Raw genomic sequence first — 20,014 nt, forward strand, 5'->3', positions numbered from 1 at the left:
GGCCCCGCGCAGTTCGAGATGACGTCCGGTACCCACACCGGCCCCGCGAGGGGTGGTCGGAGGGACGGGAACGAGAGGTTCGGACCATGTCCTCATCCGGGACACCCCTGTCCTGCTCCGGCAGCGACGCTCCGCTGCGGGTCGGCGCCATCGGCGCGGGCCGCGTCGGCGCCGTCCTGACCCGGGCCCTGGCCGACGCCGGCCACCACGTCGTCGCCGTCTCCGGCGAGTCCGACGCCTCCCGCGAGCGCGCGGCCGCGCTGCTGCCGGGCGTACCCCTCGCGAAGCCCTCGGACGTCGCGCGCGCGGCCGACCTGCTGCTGCTCACGGTCCCCGACGACATGCTCGGCAACGTCGTGCAGGTGCTCGCGGCCGCCGGCGCGCTGCGCCCGGGCCAGCTGCTCGCCCACACCTCCGGCGCCCACGGCCTCGCGGTCCTCGCGCCCGCCGCGGCCGTCGGCGCCCGCACGCTCGCGCTGCACCCGGCGCTCACCTTCACCGGCACCGCGACGGACCTGCCGCGGCTGCGCGGCTGCGCGTACGGCGTGACCGTGGCCGCCGCGGAGCGCCCGCTGGCCGAGCGGCTCGTCGCCGACGTCGGCGGCAGGCCGCTCTGGGTGGCCGAGGAGCACCGGGCGCTCTACCACGCCGCACTGGCCCACGGCGCGAACCACCTCGTCACCCTGGTCGCCCAGGCCCGCGAGATCCTCGCCGCCGCCACCGACCGGGGGACCGGCACCCCGGGCGACGCGGCCGAGCTGGAGGCCGTGCTGCGCCCGCTGCTCGGCGCCGCTCTCGACAACGCGCTGCGCCACGGCGACGCCGCCCTCACCGGCCCGGTCGCGCGCGGCGACGTCGCCACGGTCGCGCGCCACGTCGAGGAGCTCGAGGCGCACGCGCCGCAGGCATCGGCGTCCTACGCCGCGCTGGCCCGCGCCACCGTCGACCGCGTCACCACCGACGGCCGGCTCCTGCCGATCCGGGCCCGCCGCCTCCTGGAGGTGCTCGGCGGGCGCCGCAGCGCCGGCCGCGGCGCCCGCCCCGACCACGAGGAGCAGTCGTGACCACCCCGACCACCACCCCGACCACCACCACGGCCCCGGCGCTCGCCCCCACCCGCGAGTCCCTGCGCCGCGAGCTCGCCCTGGCGCGCGGGCGCGGCGGACGCGTCGCCCTGGTGCCCACGATGGGGGCGCTGCACGACGGCCACGCCAGCCTGGTGCGCACGGCCCGCGAGCTCGTCGGACCCGAGGGTGCCGTGGTCGTCTCCGTGTTCGTCAACCCGCTGCAGTTCGGTGCGGGCGAGGACCTCGACCGCTACCCCCGCACGCTGGACGCCGACCTGGCGGTCTGCGCCGAGGCGGGCGCCGACGTGGTGTTCGCGCCGGCGGTCGACGAGGTCTACCCGGGCGGCGACCCCCAGGTCACCGTCGAGCCGGGGCCACTGGGCACCCTGCTGGAGGGTGCGGTGCGTCCCGGACACTTCCGCGGCGTCCTCACGGTGGTGGCCAAGCTGTTCGGCCTGGTCCAGCCCGACGTCGCGGTCTTCGGCGAGAAGGACTACCAGCAGCTGGCGCTGATCCGGCGCATGGCCGCCGACCTGTGCCTGCCGGTCGAGGTCGTCGGCGCACCGACGGTCCGCGAGCCCGACGGCCTCGCGCTCAGCTCCCGCAACCGCTACCTCGACGCCGAGCAGCGTCGCCTCGCCACCACGCTGTCGCGGGCGCTCGACGCGGCGCGCGAGCGGGAGGCGTACGGACCGGGCGCGGCGCGCGAGGCCGCGCTCGAGGTCCTCGCGTCCCAGCCGGCCGTGGAGACCGACTACCTCGTGGTGACCGAGGACGACCTCGGCGAGGTCGACCCCGCCCGGCCCGGGCGCCGCAGCGGCCGGGTGCTCGTCGCGGCCCGGCTCGGCACCACGCGCCTGATCGACAACCTGCCCCTCGAGATCCCCTCCCCGAACCAGATCCGGAACCAGATCCAGCCCGACCCGACCCTGGAGACGCACTGATGCTGCGCACCATGATGAAGAGCAAGATCCACCGCGCGACCGTGACGCAGGCCGACCTGCACTACGTGGGCTCGGTGACCGTCGACGAGGACCTCCTCGACGCCGCCGACCTGCTGCCCGGCGAGCTCGTGCACATCGTCGACATCACCAACGGCGCGCGCCTGGAGACCTACACGATCGCCGGCGAGCGCGGCTCGGGCGTCATCGGCATCAACGGTGCCGCGGCCCGCCTCGTGCAGCCCGGCGACCTGGTCATCCTCATCGCGTACGCCCAGATGACGACCGAGGAGGCCAAGGAGCTCAAGCCCCACGTGGTCTTCGTCGACGCGGACAACAAGGTGCTCGCGACGGGCTTCGACCCGGCCGAGGCGATCGCCGGCTCGGGGCTGGTGCGCGGCGACACGCTCGCGGCGCGCTGAGCCGGCGCCGCGAGCACGCTGCCACACTGAGCGCCCATGAGCACCAGTTCGCCACCGACGCCGGGGACGCCGGGCACCGCGGGCACGCCCGGGCTGCCGCAGCGGCTGCACGCCCCGGCGCCCGGGTGGTCCACCCGGGCCGACGTGGTCGTGGTGGGCTCGGGGATCGCGGGCCTCACCGCGGCGCTGCGGCTGCACGCCGAGGGCGTCGGGCGCGTCATGGTCGTCACGAAGGACGTCCTCGACGCCGGCTCGACGCAGTGGGCGCAGGGCGGCATCGCCGCGGCGCTCGGGCCGGGTGACACCCCGCTCGAGCACGAGGAGGACACCCTGGTCGCGGGCGCCGGCGCCTGCGACCCCGCCGCCGTGCGGGTGCTGGTCTCCGAGGGGCCCGAGGCGGTGCGCGAGCTGATCGCGCTCGGTGCCCGGTTCGACCACGACCCCGACGGCGAGCTGTCCCTGACCCGCGAGGGCGGCCACCACCGCGACCGCATCGCGCACGCGGGCGGCGACGCCACCGGCGCGGAGATCCAGCGGGCCCTGGTCGCGGCGGTCGAGCGGGCCCCCGAGATCGAGGTCATCCAGCACGCGCTGGCCGTCGACGTGCTGCCGGCCGCCGACGGCGGCGTGGCGGGGGTGACGCTGCACGTGATGGGCGAGGGCCAGCGCGACGGCGTGGGCGCCGTCCTGTGCCGGGCGCTGGTGCTCGCCAGCGGCGGGCTGGGCCAGGTCTTCCAGCAGACCACGAACCCCGCGGTCTCGACCGGCGACGGGATGGCGCTGGCGCTACGGGCGGGGGCGACGCTGCGCGACCTGGAGTTCGTGCAGTTCCACCCGACGGTGATGTACCTCGGCCCCGACGCCCGCGGTCAGCAGCCCCTCGTCTCGGAGGCGGTGCGCGGCGAGGGTGCCGTGCTCGTCGACTTCGAGGGCCGCCGGATCATGGACGGCGTCCACGAGCTGGGCGACCTGGCGCCGCGGGACGTGGTCGCCAAGGCGATCACCCGGCGGATGCGCGAGACCGGCCGCCCGCACATGTGGCTCGACGGGCGGGCCCTGGGCCGCGCGTTCTGGGAGCGTCGCTTCCCGACCATCCTCGCCACCTGCGAGCGCCTCGGCATCGACCCGTCGACCGACCTGCTGCCCGTCGCGCCGGCCTGCCACTACGCCTCCGGCGGCGTGCGCACGGACCTCTGGGGCCGCGCGGGGGTGCCGGGGCTGTACGCGACGGGCGAGGTCGCCTGCTCCGGCGTGCACGGCGCCAACCGCCTGGCCTCCAACTCGCTGCTCGAGGGGCTCGTCTTCTCCCGCCGCATCGCCACCGTCCTGCCCGGCGAGCTGCGGCCCTGGAGCGAGCCCGTGGCGGACGACCGGCCCCCGGCTCTGGTCTCCGGCGAGGTGCGCGCCGAGCTGCAGGCCGTGATGACCGAGCGGGTCGGGGTGCTGCGCAACGCCGCCGGCCTGGCCGAGGCGGCGGAGCGGATCACCAAGCTCGCCGCCGCCGGCTCCGAGCGGGTCGACCTCGACGCGTGGCAGGCGACCAACCTGCTGACCGTCGCCGACGCCCTCACCGCCGCGGCCGCCGCGCGCGAGGAGACGCGCGGGTCGCACTGGCGCGAGGACTTCCCCGAGACCGCCCCGACCCCGCCGGGCCGGGGTCCGGGACACTACGACGTCACCGCGAGCCACGGCGTACGCCGCGTGGCCGCCACCAGCACCAGCACCCCGGAGGACTCCTGATGCTCGCGCGCCACCCCCTCGACGCGATGCCGCCGGCGCTGCTGGCCGAGCTGGAGGTCGGCGGCCTCGTGCCCGCGGACCTGTACGCCGCCGTGGTCGCCGCGATCGACGAGGACGTCCCCGGTGAGGACGTCACCAGCGCCGCGACCATCCCGGTCGACGCGCGGGGCACCGCCGACCTGGCCGCCCGGGAGCCCGGGGTCGTCGCCGGCCTGGCGCTGGCGGAGCTGGTCTTCCGCTACGTCCTCGGCGACGCCGTCACCGTCACCGAGCGGCGCCCCGACGGCGCCCGCGTCGCTGCCGGCGACCTCGTGATGCGGGTCGAGGGCCCGACACGGGGCCTGCTGACCGCCGAGCGGGTCGCCCTCAACTACGCCAGCCACCTCTCGGGCGTCGCGACCGCGACGGCCGCGTGGGTCGCGGCCCTCGACGGCACCCGCGCGCGGGTGCTCGACACCCGCAAGACGCTGCCGGGCATGCGGGCGCTGCAGAAGTACGCCGTGCGCTGCGGAGGCGGCGTCAACCACCGGTGGAGCCTCTCCGACGTCGCGATGGTGAAGGACAACCACGTGGTGGCCGCGGGCGGCGTGGTGCCGGCGTACCGCGCCGTGCGGGAGCGGGACCCCGACGTGCGGGTCGTCGTCGAGGTGACCGAGCTCGCCGAGCTGGAGCAGCTGCTCGACGTCGGGTGCCCCTGGGTGCTGCTCGACAACATGGACCCCGCGACCCTGCGGGCCGCCGTCGCCGCCAACGAGGCGCGCGGCGACGGCGCGGCCGTGCTCGAGGCGTCGGGCGGGCTGACCATCGAGCGGGCGCGGGCGGTCGCCGAGACCGGCGTCGACTACATCTCCGTCGGCGCCCTGACCCACTCGGTGACGGTCTTCGACCTCGGCCTGGACCTGCGGGACGCCACGCCGTGAGTGCCCCGCTCCCGGCGCCGACCACGGGCGGTCGCCTGCTCTGCGTCGACATCGGCAACACCCGCACGGTGCTGGGCCTCTTCGACGGCGAGACCCCGCTGGAGCACTGGCGGGTGGCGACCGACGAGCGCCGCACCGCCGACGAGTGGGCCGCCGTGCTGACCTCGCTGTTCGTCGGCGGCGGTCCGGCGGCGAGCCTGCCCGCCGGGCTCGCGTCGCTGACGGGCGTCGCGATCGCGGCGACCGTGCCCGGGGTCCTGCACGAGTGGCGCGCCATGCTGGAGCGGCACCTGCCGGACGTGCCGCACGTGGTCGTCGGGCCGGGGATCAGGACCGGTGTGCCGGTGCTGATGGACAACCCGCGCGAGGTCGGCGCCGACCGGATCGCCAACGCGCTGGCCGCGCTGACCCACCACGCGCAGCCGGGCCGACCCGTCGTGGTGGTCGACCTCGGCACCGCGACGACCGTCGAGGTCGTCAACGCGAAGGGGCAGTACGTCGGTGGGCTCATCGCCCCGGGCATCGAGGTCTCCGCGGACGCCCTGGCCCGCCGCACCGCGCAGCTGCGCCGCGTCGAGCTCGTCCGTCCGCGCACCGTGATCGCCCGCAACACGGTCGAGGCCATCCAGTCGGGGCTGTACTTCGGTGTCCTCGCCCAGGTGGAGGGCCTGCTGGCCCGCGTCGCGCGGGAGATCGGCTCCAGCGTCGAGGAGGTGGTGGTCGTGACGACCGGCTACCTCGCCCCGCTGGTCAGCGACGAGTGCGTCGGGGTCGACGTGCACGACCCGTGGCTGACGCTGCGGGGCCTCGAGCTGATCTTCCGGCGCAACGCGGGCTGAGGCTCAGGCCAGGGCCTCCACGCAGCGCGCGGCGACCTCCGCGAGCGGCGCGTCGATGCTGGGGCTGTCGGCCTCGGGACCGTTGGTCAGGCACGAGATGAGCAGCGGCGTGCCGTCGGGCGCCCAGGCGACGCCGACGTCGTTGCGGGTCCCGCGCGCGCCGGAGCCGGTCTTCGACGCCAGCGTCCAGCCGTCGGGCAGCCCGGCGCGCAGCGTGCCGTCGCCGGTGCGGTTCGCGAGCATCCAGCCGCGCAGCCGGGCGCGGCCCGCGCGGTCGAGACCGTTGCCGACCAGCAGCTGCTCGTGCGAGCGCCCGATCGCCCGCGGCGAGGTGACGTCGAAGGTCTGCCCCGGCTCCCACTCGTTGAGGTCGGGCTCCCAGCGGGTCAGCGTGGTCGTGCGGTCGCCGAGCGCCCGGGCCAGCGCGGTGACGCCCGCGGGCCCCCCGACCAGCTGCAGCAGCAGGTTCGCGCCGGCGTTGTCGCTGTCGGCCACGGTCGCGTCGCACACCTCGGCCACGGTGGGCGCGTACCCCGCGTCCTGCCACGCCTGCAGGCGCGGGGCGTACCCGGCGCCGGCCACCAGCGACGGCGGCCAGTACGCCCGACGCTGCAGCGCCCGCCGGTCGGGCACGGTCAGCCGGCCGGCCAGCACGGCGCCGACCGCGAGGGTCTTGAAGGTGGAGCACGTCGCGAACGTCTCGTCGGGACGGTGCACCAGCTCGGCGCCCGTGCGCAGGTTGCGCGCGTGCACCCCGACCCGGCGGTCGTGGCGCTCCTCGATCGCGCGGATCCCCGCGTCGTCACGGCGTGCGGCGCCACCTCGGCGTCCGCCGGTCGGGTGCTCGCGCGGGTCGAGGACGGGTTGCGCGGCCGTCGCGGTCGCCGCCGACCCGGTGGCGACGAGCGCGGCGGCGCCGAGCGTGCCGGCGAGGACGGCGCGGCGGCCGAGCGAACGGTCGGGGGAGGGAGAGGTCGTCGTCATGGCCACGAGCCTGCGAGCCAGGAGCGGCGGAGCACCAACACACCGATGCGTCGACCCATGCCGGATCCGTATGGTCGGGGCATGGACCTGGTGGAGGCGCTGCGCAGCTTCGAGGCCGTCGCGGCGGAGCGGAGCTTCACCCGCGGCGCGGCCCGCGCCGGTCAGCCGCAGCCCGTCGCGAGCCGTCGCGTGGCCGCGCTGGAGGAGCACCTGGGCGCCCGGCTGCTGGTACGCACGTCGCGCCGCGTGGACCTGAGCCCCGAGGGCGCCCGGCTGCTGCCGGTGGCCCGTGAGCTGCTGGCCCAGGCCGACCGGGTGGAGCACCTGTTCGCCGGCGACGCGCCCCGGACGGTCGTCGCGGTGCCCGCCGCCCTGGACCACCGGGCCCGTGCCGCCGTGCGGCGCGGCCTGCCGCACCTGGCGGTCGTCTTCGCCGACGACCACGCCGCGGCGCGCGCGGCGGCCCTCGCGGAGGGGCGCGCCGACCTCGCGCTCCTGCCCGCCGCGGACGACCGCGCCGAGGTGCGGGTGCCGCTCGGTGTCGCGGCCGCCGACGACCCGCCCGCCCGTTTCGTCGTCGAGGTGCTGCGCGCCGCCGCGCACGAGCGGCGCGGACGCCCGCGCGCCCTGCACGTGCTCGCCGAGGACGACGTGCCGCCGGTGCGCGACCCGCTGCGCCTGGCGTGCTTCGCCGCCGGGCTTCGCCACGACCAGGTGCGGGTCGGCACGCCCGACGCCGAGGCGTGGACGTCGGTCTTCGAGCACGGCGACGTGGTGCTCGCCAGTGCCGCGGAGGCGGCGCGCCAGGGCGTCGGGTGGGCGCCGCTCGTGGGCCCGGTCGACGCCCGGGGCTACCGGTTGGAGGCGCCCGCGTCCACCGCGGGCCCGCTCGCCGGGCCCGAGCGCGCCGGTCTGCTGGCGCGCCTGGCGGCAGGGCTGGGCGGGACGGTGGCGGGGGCAGCCGGGGCCGCCGGCGGGGGCGCGTCGTGAGCGCGGCGGACGACCGGCTCCTCGCGGACGTGCGACGGGAGTGGGCGGCGCTGGGTCTCGACGGCTCGCTGGTGGCGAGGGACCTCGCCACCGGGCGTCAGCTCGGCTTCGGCGTCGACGAGCCGTGGCCGCTGGCCTCCGTGGTGAAGCTGCCGCTCGCGCTGGTGGCGTACGACGCGTTCGAGCGCGGCGACCTCGCGCGCGACCGCCCGTTCGATGTCGATCCGGGGAGCGCGACCAGCGGCCCGACAGGGGTGGCGCTGTTCCGCCACCCGGCGCGGGTCGCGGCGGAGGACCTCGTGCAGCTCGCGCTCGCGGTCAGCGACAACGCGGCGACCGACCTGCTGCTCGACCACCTCGGCACCGCGGCGGTCGACCGGCGCCTGAGCGAGCTCGGGTTCCCCGACCTGGTGGTGCGGCACGAGATGCGCGCGATCTACGGCACCGACGACGCCGTCGGCCGGGTCGGGCTCGGCCTGACCGCCGGTGGCGGCACGCCCGGCGGCGGGCACCTCGTCCCCGAGCTCGACCCGCACCGGGCGAACGTCGGCACCGCCCGTGCGCTGCTCGACCTGCTCGCACGGGTGTGGGCCGACGAGGTCTCGACCCCGCGGGCGTGCGCCGACCTGCGGGCCGCGCTCGGGCGCCAACCGACGCGCCACCGCCTCGCCGCGGAGCTTGCGAGCGACGCCGTGACCGTGCGCTCCAAGACCGGGACCTTCCTCGACCTGCGTCACGAGGTCGGCGTCGTCGAGACCCCGACGCACCGGATAGCGGTGGCCGCGCTGACCCGCTCCGGCGTTCCCGCGAACGTGCAGATCGAGGCGGACCTCGCTATCGGGCACGCCGCGCGAGAACTCGTCGACCATCTCCGCACGACGTAAAAAACGGAAATGGCTGCCGGGCCATTCCGTGAATTGTTTTCCGGAATGCGCCGCCACGTGGTTTTGAAAGCCCGCCGATATGAGAGGCTGTGCCACGCTCCGATCCCAGGGCTAATACAGAAGGAAGAAGTCGAGAAATGGCGCAGAAGGTCCACATCATCCTCGTCGACGACATCGACGGCTCCGAGGCCACCGAGACCGTCTCCTTCGGCCTCGACGGCGCGAGCTACGAGATCGACCTGAACGACGAGCACGCCGAGCAGCTGCGCGAGGCGCTCGCCCCCTACGTCGGGCACGCGCGCAAGGCCGGCGGGCAGCGCCGTCCGCGGGGCGCCGGACGCTCCTCGACCCCGGCGGCGAGCGACGGCCCGTCCACCAAGGAGATCCGCGAGTGGGCCCGCGAGAACGGGCACGACGTGCCCGACCGCGGCCGCGTCGCCGCGGAGATCCGCGAGGCGTACGACGCCGCCCACTGAGCCGGCGGTCGGCCGTCCGTCGACCCGCCCACCACGTGTCGCGACCGGGGTCTGTTCGCTGTGAGCGGACCCCGGTCGTGTCGTCGGGGGGAACACGTAGGCTGGACGCTGAGTTGGTCTAGGTGTACGAGCGGAGCCCCGTCCCGGCGGTGCCTCGCCCGTCCCACCCCCGCGGCACCGGCGTGCCGCGGCTCTGAGAAGGATCGAGGCGCACATGTTCGAGCGGTTCACTGACCGAGCCCGTCGGGTGGTCGTGCTGGCCCAGGAAGAGGCCCGCATGCTCTCCCACAACTACATCGGCACCGAGCACATCCTGCTCGGGCTGATCCACGAGGGCGAGGGTGTCGCGGCGAAGGCGTTGGAGAGCCTCGACATCTCGCTCGAGGCGGTCCGCGCCCAGGTCGAGGAGATCATCGGCCAGGGTCAGCAGGCCCCGAGCGGACACATCCCGTTCACCCCCCGAGCCAAGAAGGTGCTCGAGCTGTCCCTGCGCGAGGCGCTGCAGCTCGGCCACTCCTACATCGGCACCGAGCACATCCTCCTCGGCCTCATCCGCGAGGGCGAGGGCGTGGCCGCCCAGGTGCTGCAGAAGCTCGGCGCCGACCTCAACCGGGTGCGCCAGCAGGTCATCCAGCTGCTGAGCGGCTTCCAGGGCAAGGAGAGCGCCGGAGCGGCCGCGTCGACCGGCGGCAGCGGTGGCGAGGCCCCGTCCTCGTCGCTGGTGCTCGACCAGTTCGGTCGCAACCTGACGCAGGCCGCCCGCGAGGGCAAGCTCGACCCCGTGATCGGTCGGGACACCGAGATCGAGCGGGTCATGCAGATCCTGTCGCGGCGCACGAAGAACAACCCCGTGCTGATCGGTGAGCCCGGCGTCGGCAAGACGACGGTCGTCGAGGGCCTCGCCCAGGACATCGTCAAGGGCAACGTCCCGGAGACGCTGAAGGACAAGCACATCTACACGCTGGACCTCGGCGCCCTCGTGGCGGGCTCGCGCTACCGCGGTGACTTCGAGGAGCGGCTGAAGAAGGTCCTCAAGGAGATCCGCACCCGCGGCGACATCGTGCTGTTCATCGACGAGATCCACACGCTCGTCGGGGCCGGCGCGGCCGAGGGCGCGATCGACGCGGCCAGCATCCTCAAGCCGATGCTGGCGCGCGGCGAGCTGCAGACGATCGGCGCGACGACGCTGGACGAGTACCGCAAGCACCTGGAGAAGGACGCCGCGCTCGAGCGCCGCTTCCAGCCGATCCAGGTCGCCGAGCCGTCCATCGCCCACACGATCGAGATGCTGAAGGGCCTGCGCGACCGCTACGAGGCGCACCACCGCGTCACCATCACCGACGAGGCCCTGGTCTCGGCGGCCACGCTGGCCGACCGCTACATCTCCGACCGGTTCCTGCCGGACAAGGCGATCGACCTCATCGACGAGGCGGGCTCGCGCCTGCGCATCAAGCGCATGACGGCGCCGGCGGACCTGAAGGAGTACGACGACAAGATCGCCGACGTCCGGGTCCGCAAGGAGGCCGCCATCGACGGGCAGGACTTCGAGGCCGCGGCCTCCCTGCGCGACGAGGAGAAGCAGCTCATCCTCAAGAAGGCCGAGCGCGAGAAGCAGTGGCGCTCCGGCGACATGGACGAGGTCGCCGAGGTCGACGAGGAGCTGATCGCCGAGGTGCTCGCCGTCGCGACGGGCATCCCGATCGTGAAGCTGAGCGAGGAGGAGTCCAGCCGCCTGCTCAAGATGGAGGACGAGCTCCACAAGCGCGTCATCGGCCAGGAGGAGGCCGTCAAGGCCCTCTCGCGGGCCATCCGTCGCACGCGCGCCGGCCTAAAGGACCCGAAGCGTCCCGGCGGTTCGTTCATCTTCGCCGGCCCCTCGGGCGTCGGAAAGACGTGGCTGTCGAAGACGCTCGCCGAATTCCTCTTCGGTGACGAGGACGCGCTGATCCAGCTCGACATGAGCGAGTTCGGCGAGAAGCACACCGTCTCCCGCCTGTTCGGTTCTCCCCCCGGCTACGTCGGTTACGAGGAGGGCGGCCAGCTCACGGAGAAGGTGCGTCGCAAGCCGTTCTCGGTGGTTCTCTTCGACGAGGTCGAGAAGGCCCACCCGGACATCTTCAACTCGCTCCTGCAGATCCTCGAGGAGGGTCGACTGACCGATTCCCAGGGTCGTGTCGTCGACTTCAAGAACACGGTCATCATCATGACGACCAACCTCGGCACGCGGGACATCGCGAAGGGCGTCAACCTCGGCTTCTCGCAGGTGGGCGACGCGGCGGGCTCCTACGCCCGGATGAAGACGAAGGTGTCGGAGGAGCTGAAGCAGCACTTCCGCCCGGAGTTCCTCAACCGTGTCGACGAGATCATCGTGTTCCCGCCGCTGAGCCAGGAGCAGATCGTCGCGATGGTCGACAACATGATCACCGCGGTCGACAGCCGACTGAAGGACCGCGACATGTCGGTCGAGCTGACCCAGGCGGCGAAGGACCTGCTGGCGAAGCGGGGCTTCGACCCGGTGCTGGGCGCGCGACCGCTGCGTCGCACGATCCAGCGCGAGATCGAGGACGTGCTGGCCGAGAAGATGCTGTTCGGCGAGGTCGGCCCCGGCCAGATCGTGCTGGTCGACGTCGAGGGCGAGGGGCCGTCCGCGACCTTCTCGTTCGTCGGTCAGAAGGTCGGCAAGATGCCCGACCTGCCGCCCTTCGAGGCGGCCGGCGTGGAGATGACGAAGGGCGAGGTGCTCCCCGAGGACCCCGACGGCCCGGTCGACGTCCCGCGCTCGCCGGAGGAGTGACCCCGGGCTGACCCGGGGCCGGATCCCGGCCCCGGCAGCCCGACCAGCGGCCCGTACGCCACGGCGTACGGGCCGCTGGTGCGTCCCGGGCCGTCTCGGGCGGCCTCAGGCCGCCTCAGTCCGTGGGCAGGGCGTACGTGCTCGGTCCGACCTGCGCGAGCAGGCCGTCGTCGACCAGGCTGCGCAGGCAGCGCTCGCGCTGCTCGGCGCCGGCCCAGGCGGCCTCGAGGGCCGAGATCGGCACGGGGCCGTCGGCGTCGCGCAGCACGGCCATCAGCCGTCCGCGGCACTGCCGGTCGGTGCCGGCCCAGGTCTGCGCGACGCGGGGCGGTCCGTCGTACGCGGGCCGTCCGGCGGCCACCCAGGCGCAGCGATCGACCAGCGGGCAGCGGTCGCAGGCGGGGGAGGCGGCCGTGCAGACCAGCGCGCCGAGCTCCATGAGCCCCACGTTCCAGGTCGCGGCGTCGGAGGAGCCGTCGGCCTCGACCCCCGGGAGCAGCGCGGCCGCCCGGTCCCGCTCGGCGCGGGTCACCGAACGCGCCGGGTGCTCCACGCCTCCGACGGCCCGGGCGATCACGCGTCGCACGTTGGTGTCGAGCACGACGTGGCGCCGGCCGTAGGCGAACGAGGCCACGGCGGCGGCCGTGTAGTCGCCGACGCCGGGCAGGGTCAGGAGGGTCTCGTACGCCTGCGGCACCTCGCCACCGTGGGTGGTCGTGATGGCCGTCGCGGCCGCGTGCAGGCGCAGCGCGCGCCGGGGGTAGCCGAGGCGCCCCCAGGCCCGGACGGCGTCGCCGGTGGTCGCGGCGGCGAGGGCGGCCGGGGTGGGCCACCGCTCGAGCCAGGCCGCGTGCACCGGCAGCACCCGCGCCACCGGCGTCTGCTGGAGCATGAGCTCGGAGACCAGCACCGACCAGGGGCTCGCCTCCGGGCGGCGCCACGGGAGGTCGCGGGCGTGGAGGGCGTACCACTCCAGGACCGTCGCGTGCAGCGCGGCGAGCTCGTCCGGCGGCACCGGCGGCGCCGCGGGGACCTGCGCGGGAGTGGGGTCGGGCACGTCGGTCGAGCCTACGGTGCGCCTGCCCGCGCGGGGGCGGCCGGCTGGCTAGCGTTGGTCGCGTGTCTGCCGTGACCCGTCCCCGAGGACCGCTGCCCCCGCGCGTGTACTGGGTGCGACGCCTGCTCCTGGTCGCCGTCGCGGTGGTCCTGGTCGTCGTCGTCGCCCGCGTCCTGGGTGGCGGCGCGGACGGCGACACTGACGCGCGCGCGACCTCGGGCGACAGCACGCAGGACGCCGGGGCCCGGGAGACGACCGGTGGGACGACCGGGACCCCCACCGACGGAGCCTCCGAGACCGCCGGGGACACCCCGTCCTCGCCGGTCACCTCGACGACGACGCCGCCGGCGCAGCCGACCGGCACCTGCTCGGCGGACGACGTCGTCGTGACCCCGAGCGTCGAGGGTGCCGTGGCCGGGTCGCCGGTCTCCATCACGTTGTCGCTGACGACCCGTGAGGCCGCCGCCTGCTACTGGACCGTCGATCCGGGATCGACCGTGGTGAAGGTGACCGAGGGCGGCGAGGACATCTGGACCACGCAGCACTGCCCCGAGGCGCTGACGACGACCGACCTGGTGGTGCGCAGCGCGAGCCCCGCGACGGTCAGCCTGGACTGGCCGGCGTGGCGCTCGGGCGCGGGCTGCGAGATCCGCGAGTGGTCCCTGCCGGGCGACTACGAGGTCGAGGCGGCCTCGCTCGCGGGCGAGCCGGAGGAGGCGGGCTTCGCGCTGAGCGCGCCGCAGCCCGAGGTCATCGAGCGCACGGTGCCGCCGAGCACCGCGACGACCGACTGACGGGTCCCGGCTCAGCCCTCGGCGGGACCGGTCTCGTCGCCGCGGCCGGGAGGCTGGGCGCCACCAGGCGCGCCGTTGCCGCCACCGTTGCCGCCGCCGTTCTGGCCGCCACCCGTCTGGCCCCCACCGTCGCCACCACCGGTCTGGCCACCGCCCTGGCCACCGCCCTGGCCACCGGCGTTGCCGCCGCCGGTCTGGCCACCGGGGTCGGCCGGGCTGGGCGCGGGCGCCGCGGCGGTGTCACGGCTGTCGCCGTCGTCGTCACCGCCGCCGCCACCGCCGGACCCACGGCCTCCGCCGCCGAGGCCGAGCAGGCCCTGCGGGTTGGGCGGGCCGACCGCCGCGCGCAGGGCGCTGGCGCTGTACGCCGTGAAGTCGTCGCCGGCGAGCCCGTCGCGGACGCCGCGCATCGCGTCGCCCCACATCGGGGCCGCGTACGCGGACGCCGAGATGTTGCCCAGGCGGGTGCCGCCGACGCTGACGCCGCGCAGCGAGATCGGGGTGCCGAACTCGTTGGCGCCGGCGATCATCGCCGCGGTCGACAGGTTCGGGGTGTAGCCGACGAACCAGACCGAGCGACCGTTCTGGGTCGTGCCGGTCTTGCCGGCCGCGTCGATGCCGAGGTTCTGCGCCGAGGCGAAGCCGCCGTTGATGACGCCCTGGAGGATGAAGTTCACCGCGTCGGCCGTCTCCGGCGTCAGCACCTGGTTGCAGGTCGGGGCGTACTCCTTGACCAGGTTGCCCGACGCGTCGCTGATCGTGGTGACGGGCAGCGCGGAGCAGTGGTTGCCGCGGGCGGCGAACGTGGCGTACGCCTCCGCCATCTCGATCGGGCTCACGTCGGCGACGCCGAGCACGAACGACGGCACGCGCTCCGCCTGGCGGCCCGGCTGCTCGGTGCCGGTCGGGTTGTCGAGCTCGACGCCCATGCTCTTCGCGAGCTCGAACGGCGCGCAGATGCCGGTGCGCTGCGTGAGGCGGGCGTAGAAGGTGTTGACCGACTCGCGGGTGCCGGTGATGAGGGTCTTGTAGCCCGAGGTCGTCGAGTTCGACGGCTCCCAGGTCTCCGTGCTCGCGTACCCCTCGCCCGTGCAGTCCTTGAAGGTGGAGTTGCGCACCGCGACCTGGCTGGGCGAGGCGATCCCCCAGGAGATCGGGATGCCCTGCTCGATCGCGGCGGCGAGCACGAACGTCTTGAACGTCGACCCGGCCTGGAACCCGTTGGAGTCGCCGAGGCGCTCGGGCACCGTGTAGTTCAGGTACGTCTGGCCGGCCTCGAGGTTGCGGCCCATCGGGCGCGACTGCGCCACGGCCCGGACGTAGCCCGTGCCGGGCTCGACCATCGCGAGGCCGCCGATGGCGTTGTCGGTGGGGTTGACGGCGTCGGAGACGGCCTCGTCGGCCGAGGCCTGGAACGACAGGTCGAGCGGCGTGCGGATGGTCAGGCCGCCCTCGTTGAGCAGCGCCCGCCGGGCGGTCTCGTCCTCACCGAGGGCGGGGTCGGCGACGAGGTAGCGGAGCACGTAGTCGCAGTAGAACGGCGCGGCCGACGACACGCAGCCGTTGCTGGGCGCGTTGACGTTGAGGCCCAGGTCGGAGCCGCGGGCCTGCTGCTGCTCCTCGGCCGTGATCACGTTCAGCTGCGCCATCCGGTCGATGACGACGTTGCGGCGCTGGATCGCGCGGTCGGGGTTGACCGTGGGGTCGAGCCCGACGGGGTTCTGCACGAGCCCGGCGAGCAGGGCCGCCTGCGGGAGCGTGAGGTCGGAGGCGTTGACGTTGAAGTACGTCCGCGCCGCCGACTGGATGCCGTACGCGCCGTTGCCGAAGTACGCCAGGTTCAGGTAGCGCTGCAGGATCCAGTCCTTGGAGTACGTGTTCTCCACGGCGATCGCGTACCGCAGCTCCTGGATCTTGCGGCTGAACGTGTCCGCGGTGGCCTCGGCCCGCGCCTGCTCGTCGTCGCCGGCCTGCTGGATCAGCGTCAGCTTCACCATCTGCTGGGTGATCGACGAGCCACCCTGGACGACGCCCGAGTTCGCCTGATTGATCACGAACGCGCGCAGAGTGCCGCGCAGGTCGAGCGCGCCGTGCTCGTAGAAGCGGTAGTCCTCGATGGCGATGATCGACTCGCGCATCACCTCGCTGACCTGCACCAGCGGCACGTTCACACGGTTCTCGTCGTAGAGCGTCGCGATCACGTTGTCGTTGCGGTCGAGGATGGTGCTGCGCTCCGGCAGCGCCTCGGTCTCCAGCGCCGCGGGCAGCTCCTTGACGCCGTCCGAGACGTTGCGCGCCGTGACGCCGAACAGGCCCGCGAAGGGCAGGGCCAGGCCGGAGACGATCACCCCGAGCACGATCGATCCCACGCCCATGACGAGCAGGTGGGAGAGGACACGACCCGCCGTGAGGCGCTCGGGTTCGGTGGAGGCCATGCGAGAAGGGTACGTGGTCCGGCTCCCGCGGCGGGCTTCGTGACGCCGGTCACCGGATCGGGCCCGCCCCGGGACCCCGCCGCCGCAGGGGCCCAAGGTCGTCAGGTCCTGGTCCTAGTCATTTGGGACTACCCCGACTGGACCATACGTGTCTGACGCATCTCTCAGGTTCTCTTTACCTTTATCCCCGTTGGGTTGGATCGGGGGGCGCGGCGTGGGGCCGCGGACCTCACGGATGTGAACGGGGACATCACATGTGGGTCGAGGACTGGACGAGCAAGGCCGTGTGCCGGCAGACGACGCCGGACGAGCTGTTCGTGCGTGGAGCCGAGCAGAACCGCGTCAAGCAGATGTGCCAGGGCTGCCCGGTGCGCACCGAGTGCCTCGCCGAGGCCCTGGACAACCAGATCGAGTGGGGCGTGTGGGGCGGCATGACCGAGCGTGAGCGCCGCGCGCTCCTGCGTCGCCGCCCGGCCGCCTCGTGGCGCACGGTCCTCGAGACGGCCCGCGCCAAGCACGCGTCGACCGACCAGGAGGTCGTGGCCGTCTGACGCCACGTCCGAGACGTCGGGCTCCGGAGCCGGCATCCCCACGGGGGGCCGGCTCCGTTCCGTTCCCGGGGCCCGGGGCCCGGGGCGGGTTCCTCAGGCCGGAACCTGCGGACCTCGGCGGAGCAGGGTCCCCCGGAACCGCGACGTCGCCCACACCACGGCGCCCGCGGCGACGAGCGCGACGAGCAGCACGACGCAGTGGACGAGCAGCGACACCAGGCCACGCTCCGGCAGCAGGAATCCGTAGGGCACCCAGCCGTCGGTCGCCCCGCGGACGAGCACCACGGCGAGCCAGACGACGGGGTACGGCAGGACGATCCACCACGAGCGCCACGCGAGCCGGGGGCGGTCGCCGACCAGCACCCAGTCCAGGAACGCGACCAGCGGGAACGCGACGTGCAGCACGGCACTGACCCAGGCTGGCGCCGTGCCCGTGCCGGGGATCAGGCCGTTGTAGATCACCGCCACGACGAGGAGGCAGGCGGTCGCGACACCGCGCGCCGTGGCCAGCCACGGCGGAACCGGGCGCTCCAGCAGGAGCAGCAGCCCCGACGTACCCAGCAACACGCTCACGACGAGGTTCGTCTGGTTCGTGAAGTATCCGAAGTAGTCGAACGGGTTGCCGTCGCCGACGGCGATGCGGTCCAGGTAGGCCAGCCCCAGCAGCGCGACCACCGCCCCGGAGGTCGCGACACGTCCGACGCCGATCGCGACCTCGGCACGGCGGCGCGCGGAACGGGGGGTCACGGACGCCAGCCTAGGACCGGTCCGCGCTCAGTCCTCCCGGGGCGCCGGGGGTGCGGTCAGCAGCGCGCCGACGCGGCGCAGGCCGTCGAGGTCGTGCACGTCGGTGGACAGCGCCGGCACCACCGCGGTCGCGACCTCGGGGTGGGTCGCCGCGAACCGGGCCCGCAGGCCGGTCTCGCGCTCGGTGATCCGCACCTGGTCGGCGTGCAGGCGCAGCAGCCCCCGGGTCAGCTCGGGGTCGTAGAGGTCGCGGCCGGCCGACTCCTCGCGCTCGAGGCGCCGGGTCGCGGCCAGCGCCTCCTCGGCGCTCAGGTCGACGTCGGGCCGCGGGTGCGCCCGGTTGACGACGAGCCCCGCGAGCGGCATCCGGTCGTCGGCGAGGCGCTCGACGAAGTACGCGGCCTCCCGCAGCGCGTCGCGCTCCGGCGCGGCGACCACGAGGAACGCGGTCTGCTCGGCCTGGAGCAGGGAGTACGTCTGCTGGGCGCGCTGGCGGAACCCGCCGAAGACGGTGTCGAAGGCGGCGACGAACGTCTGCAGGTCGGTCAGCACCTGCGCGCCGAGCACCTTGGTGAGGGCGCTCGTGATGATCCCGAAGCCCATCCCCATGATCTTCGCGGGCCCCTTCGCGGGGGCCAGGAGCAGCTTGATGAAGCGCCCGTCGAGGAAGCTGGAGAGCCGCTCGGGGGCGTCGAGGAAGTCGAGCGCCGAGCGCGACGGCGGGGTGTCGACCACGATCAGGTCGTAGGTGCCGTCGACCGCGGCCTGCCGGTGGATCTGGCCGAGCTTCTCCATCGCCATGTACTCCTGCGTGCCCGCGAACGAGCTCGACAGCGCGATGTAGAAGGGGTTCTCCAGGATCGCGCGCGCCTTCTCCGGGCTGGCCTGGCTCTCGACGACCTCGTCGAAGGTCGACTTCATGTCGAGCATCATCGCGTCGAGGCGGCCGCCGGCCGCGGTGTCGATGCCGACCACCGGGCGCGGGGTGTTGTCGAGCTCCTCGATGCCCATCGACTGCGCGAGCCTGCGGGCCGGGTCGATGGTCAGGACGACCACCTTCCGGCCCTGCTCGGCCGCGCGCATGGCGAGGGCCGCGGCGGTGGTCGTCTTGCCGACGCCGCCGGAGCCGCAGCACACGACGATGCCGGTGCCCGGGTCGGAGATCAGCGCGTCGAGGTCGAGGTGCGGGGCAGCGACCGGTTCGGTGGCGAGCGCGCCGACCCGGTGCCGGGCGCGGCGCATGCTCGACGACGACCCGGGGCCGGCGGGCGTGGTGCTGCTGACGCTCATGCCATCCCCTGACGTCGCAGGTGGGCGGCCAGCTCGTACAGGCCGCCGAGGTCCACGCCCCCCGCGAGGCGGGGCAGCTCGTAGGTGGGGACGTCGTACTGCGCCACCAGGCGGCGCTGCGCGTCCTCGAGCGCCTTGCGCTCGGCGTGGTCGCGCCCCTCCGACAGCAGGTGCTCGGCGAGGGCGGCCCGCTCCTCCTCGGTGCCGTCCACGCCGGCCGCCGCGAGGTCCGCCGCGATCCCAGAGGCCTCGGAGGCGCCGGCGGTGACCTCGGCCAGGTCGTCGCCGTCGAGCTCGTCGGGCCGGGTCAGGTTGACGACGACGCCGCCGACGGGCAGCTGGGTGCGGCGCAGGTCGGCGATCCCGTCCGCCGTCTCCTGCACCGGCATCTCCTCGAGCACCGTCACGAAGTGCACCGCCGTGCGCTCGGAGCGGAACAGGGTCATCATCGTGTCCGCCTGCGCCTTGACCGGCCCGACCTTCGCCAGCCCGGCCAGCTCGTCGGAGACGTTGAGGAACTGGGTGATCCGCCCGGTCGGCGGGGCGTCGAGGACCACGGCGTCGTACTGCCGGGCGCCCTTGCCGCGCCGTCCCGGCTTGGCGGCCTCGAAGACCTTCCCGGTCAGCAGCACGTCGCGCACGCCGGGGGCGATGGTCGTCGCGAACTCGATGACGCCGAAGCGGTCGAGCGCGCGGCCCGCCCGGCCGAGGCGGTAGTACATCGCCAGGTAGTCCAGCAGCGCCGACTCGGCGTCGATGTGCAGGGCGTACACCGTCCCCGCCGCGCCGCGCGGCGCGCCGGAGGCCGTGGGCGTGCCGGCACCGGCGGGCAGGCCCTTCGCGATCTGGCGTTCTTCGTAGGGCAGCGGATCGACGTCGAACATCCGGGCGATGCCCTGACGGCCCTCCACCTCGCAGAGCAGGACGTTCTTGCCGGTCGAGGCCAGGGCGAGCGCGAGGGCGGCCGCCACGGTCGACTTCCCGGTGCCGCCCTTGCCCGTCACGACGTGCAGCTGGACGCGCGACCAGTCGGGGGCGGGGGCGTCGGTCGGCACGTCTCGCATGGTAGCCAGGGGGACCGAG

18 protein-coding genes are annotated in these 20,014 nt (G+C 74.5%); 12 read left to right on the forward strand and 6 right to left on the reverse strand.

The features are described 5' to 3' along the window. Nucleotides 1–86 precede the first annotated feature (86 nt). Genes RDV89_RS16600 through RDV89_RS16625 form a run of 6 tightly spaced genes read left to right on the forward strand, consistent with a single transcriptional unit; the run spans nucleotide 87 to nucleotide 5,929 of the window. Nucleotides 87–1,064, forward strand: coding sequence for a Rossmann-like and DUF2520 domain-containing protein (locus RDV89_RS16600; RefSeq protein ID WP_315734727.1), 978 nt, complete (start codon nucleotides 87–89; stop codon nucleotides 1,062–1,064). Further along, the gene (panC, locus tag RDV89_RS16605) at nucleotides 1,061–2,011 is read left to right on the forward strand and encodes a pantoate--beta-alanine ligase (RefSeq protein WP_315734729.1); all 951 of its coding nucleotides are present in this window, start codon (nucleotides 1,061–1,063) and stop codon (nucleotides 2,009–2,011) included. The genes RDV89_RS16600 and panC overlap by 4 nt, the downstream gene beginning before the upstream one ends. Then, on the forward strand, nucleotides 2,011–2,430 hold the full coding sequence (panD, locus tag RDV89_RS16610; RefSeq protein ID WP_315734731.1) for an aspartate 1-decarboxylase: 420 nt from the start codon (nucleotides 2,011–2,013) through the stop codon (nucleotides 2,428–2,430). Before panC ends, panD begins: the two co-directional genes overlap by 1 nt. A 36-nt stretch (nucleotides 2,431–2,466) precedes the next feature. Further along, complete coding sequence (locus RDV89_RS16615; RefSeq protein ID WP_315734733.1) at nucleotides 2,467–4,170, forward strand: L-aspartate oxidase; 1,704 nt, start codon at nucleotides 2,467–2,469, stop codon at nucleotides 4,168–4,170. Continuing rightward, on the forward strand, nucleotides 4,170–5,090 hold the full coding sequence (nadC, locus tag RDV89_RS16620) for a carboxylating nicotinate-nucleotide diphosphorylase (RefSeq protein ID WP_315734734.1): 921 nt from the start codon (nucleotides 4,170–4,172) through the stop codon (nucleotides 5,088–5,090). The genes RDV89_RS16615 and nadC overlap by 1 nt, the downstream gene beginning before the upstream one ends. Continuing rightward, entirely contained in the window at nucleotides 5,087–5,929 is an 843-nt protein-coding gene (locus RDV89_RS16625) for a type III pantothenate kinase (protein ID WP_315734736.1), read from the forward strand. Before nadC ends, RDV89_RS16625 begins: the two co-directional genes overlap by 4 nt. A gap of 3 nt (nucleotides 5,930–5,932) precedes the next feature. On the opposite strand, the gene bla is transcribed toward RDV89_RS16625, so the two are convergent. Continuing rightward, on the reverse strand, nucleotides 5,933–6,913 hold the full coding sequence (gene bla, locus RDV89_RS16630; protein ID WP_315734738.1) for a class A beta-lactamase: 981 nt from the start codon (nucleotides 6,911–6,913) through the stop codon (nucleotides 5,933–5,935). A gap of 81 nt (nucleotides 6,914–6,994) precedes the next feature. Between bla and RDV89_RS16635 the strand changes: the two genes are divergently transcribed. The 4 genes from RDV89_RS16635 to RDV89_RS16650 all read left to right on the forward strand — a co-directional run bounded on the left by RDV89_RS16635 (nucleotide 6,995) and on the right by RDV89_RS16650 (nucleotide 12,057). Beyond that, nucleotides 6,995–7,903 carry a LysR family transcriptional regulator gene (locus tag RDV89_RS16635; RefSeq protein WP_315734740.1) on the forward strand — a complete coding sequence of 303 codons (909 nt, stop codon included), beginning with the start codon at nucleotides 6,995–6,997 and terminating at the stop codon, nucleotides 7,901–7,903. Further along, nucleotides 7,900–8,787 (forward strand): serine hydrolase, encoded by an 888-nt coding sequence (locus RDV89_RS16640; RefSeq protein WP_315734742.1) that lies wholly within the window; start codon nucleotides 7,900–7,902, stop codon nucleotides 8,785–8,787. Before RDV89_RS16635 ends, RDV89_RS16640 begins: the two co-directional genes overlap by 4 nt. 137 nt (nucleotides 8,788–8,924) lie before the next feature. Further along, nucleotides 8,925–9,263, forward strand: coding sequence for a histone-like nucleoid-structuring protein Lsr2 (locus RDV89_RS16645; RefSeq protein WP_315734743.1), 339 nt, complete (start codon nucleotides 8,925–8,927; stop codon nucleotides 9,261–9,263). Between the two features lie 214 nt (nucleotides 9,264–9,477). Continuing rightward, nucleotides 9,478–12,057: an ATP-dependent Clp protease ATP-binding subunit gene (locus RDV89_RS16650; RefSeq protein WP_315734745.1), complete on the forward strand. Its 2,580-nt coding sequence runs from the start codon at nucleotides 9,478–9,480 to the stop codon at nucleotides 12,055–12,057. A 115-nt stretch (nucleotides 12,058–12,172) separates the two neighbouring features. On the opposite strand, the gene RDV89_RS16655 is transcribed toward RDV89_RS16650, so the two are convergent. Next, a complete protein-coding gene (locus RDV89_RS16655; protein ID WP_438823297.1) occupies nucleotides 12,173–13,072 on the reverse strand; it encodes an HhH-GPD family protein in 900 nt (299 codons plus the stop codon). 104 nt (nucleotides 13,073–13,176) lie between these two features. On the opposite strand from RDV89_RS16655, the gene RDV89_RS16660 reads away from it, so the two are divergent. Next, on the forward strand, nucleotides 13,177–13,908 hold the full coding sequence (locus RDV89_RS16660) for a hypothetical protein (protein ID WP_315734747.1): 732 nt from the start codon (nucleotides 13,177–13,179) through the stop codon (nucleotides 13,906–13,908). A gap of 11 nt (nucleotides 13,909–13,919) precedes the next feature. Here the strand turns inward: RDV89_RS16660 and RDV89_RS16665 are convergent, their stop codons facing one another. After that, entirely contained in the window at nucleotides 13,920–16,343 is a 2,424-nt protein-coding gene (locus tag RDV89_RS16665; RefSeq protein WP_315734749.1) for a transglycosylase domain-containing protein, read from the reverse strand. A gap of 254 nt (nucleotides 16,344–16,597) precedes the next feature. Between RDV89_RS16665 and RDV89_RS16670 the strand changes: the two genes are divergently transcribed. After that, nucleotides 16,598–16,894, forward strand: a complete 297-nt coding sequence (locus tag RDV89_RS16670) for a WhiB family transcriptional regulator (protein WP_315734751.1) — start codon at nucleotides 16,598–16,600, stop codon at nucleotides 16,892–16,894. Between the two features lie 93 nt (nucleotides 16,895–16,987). Here RDV89_RS16670 and RDV89_RS16675 read toward each other — a convergent pair whose 3' ends face one another. From RDV89_RS16675 to bagA, 3 genes are read right to left on the reverse strand one after another with little or no spacing between them, the layout of a single operon-like run. Then, nucleotides 16,988–17,641, reverse strand: coding sequence for a Pr6Pr family membrane protein (locus RDV89_RS16675; protein WP_315734753.1), 654 nt, complete (start codon nucleotides 17,639–17,641; stop codon nucleotides 16,988–16,990). Nucleotides 17,642–17,668: 27 nt separating this feature from the next. Further along, on the reverse strand, nucleotides 17,669–18,883 hold the full coding sequence (gene bagB, locus RDV89_RS16680) for an ArsA family ATPase (RefSeq protein WP_315735119.1): 1,215 nt from the start codon (nucleotides 18,881–18,883) through the stop codon (nucleotides 17,669–17,671). A gap of 44 nt (nucleotides 18,884–18,927) precedes the next feature. After that, nucleotides 18,928–19,995 carry an ATPase BagA gene (gene bagA / locus RDV89_RS16685; protein ID WP_438823294.1) on the reverse strand — a complete coding sequence of 356 codons (1,068 nt, stop codon included), beginning with the start codon at nucleotides 19,993–19,995 and terminating at the stop codon, nucleotides 18,928–18,930. Nucleotides 19,996–20,014 lie beyond the last annotated feature (19 nt).

The sequence above is a fragment of the Nocardioides imazamoxiresistens genome (genome assembly GCF_032378595.1).
Lineage (GTDB): Bacteria > Actinomycetota > Actinomycetes > Propionibacteriales > Nocardioidaceae > Nocardioides > Nocardioides imazamoxiresistens.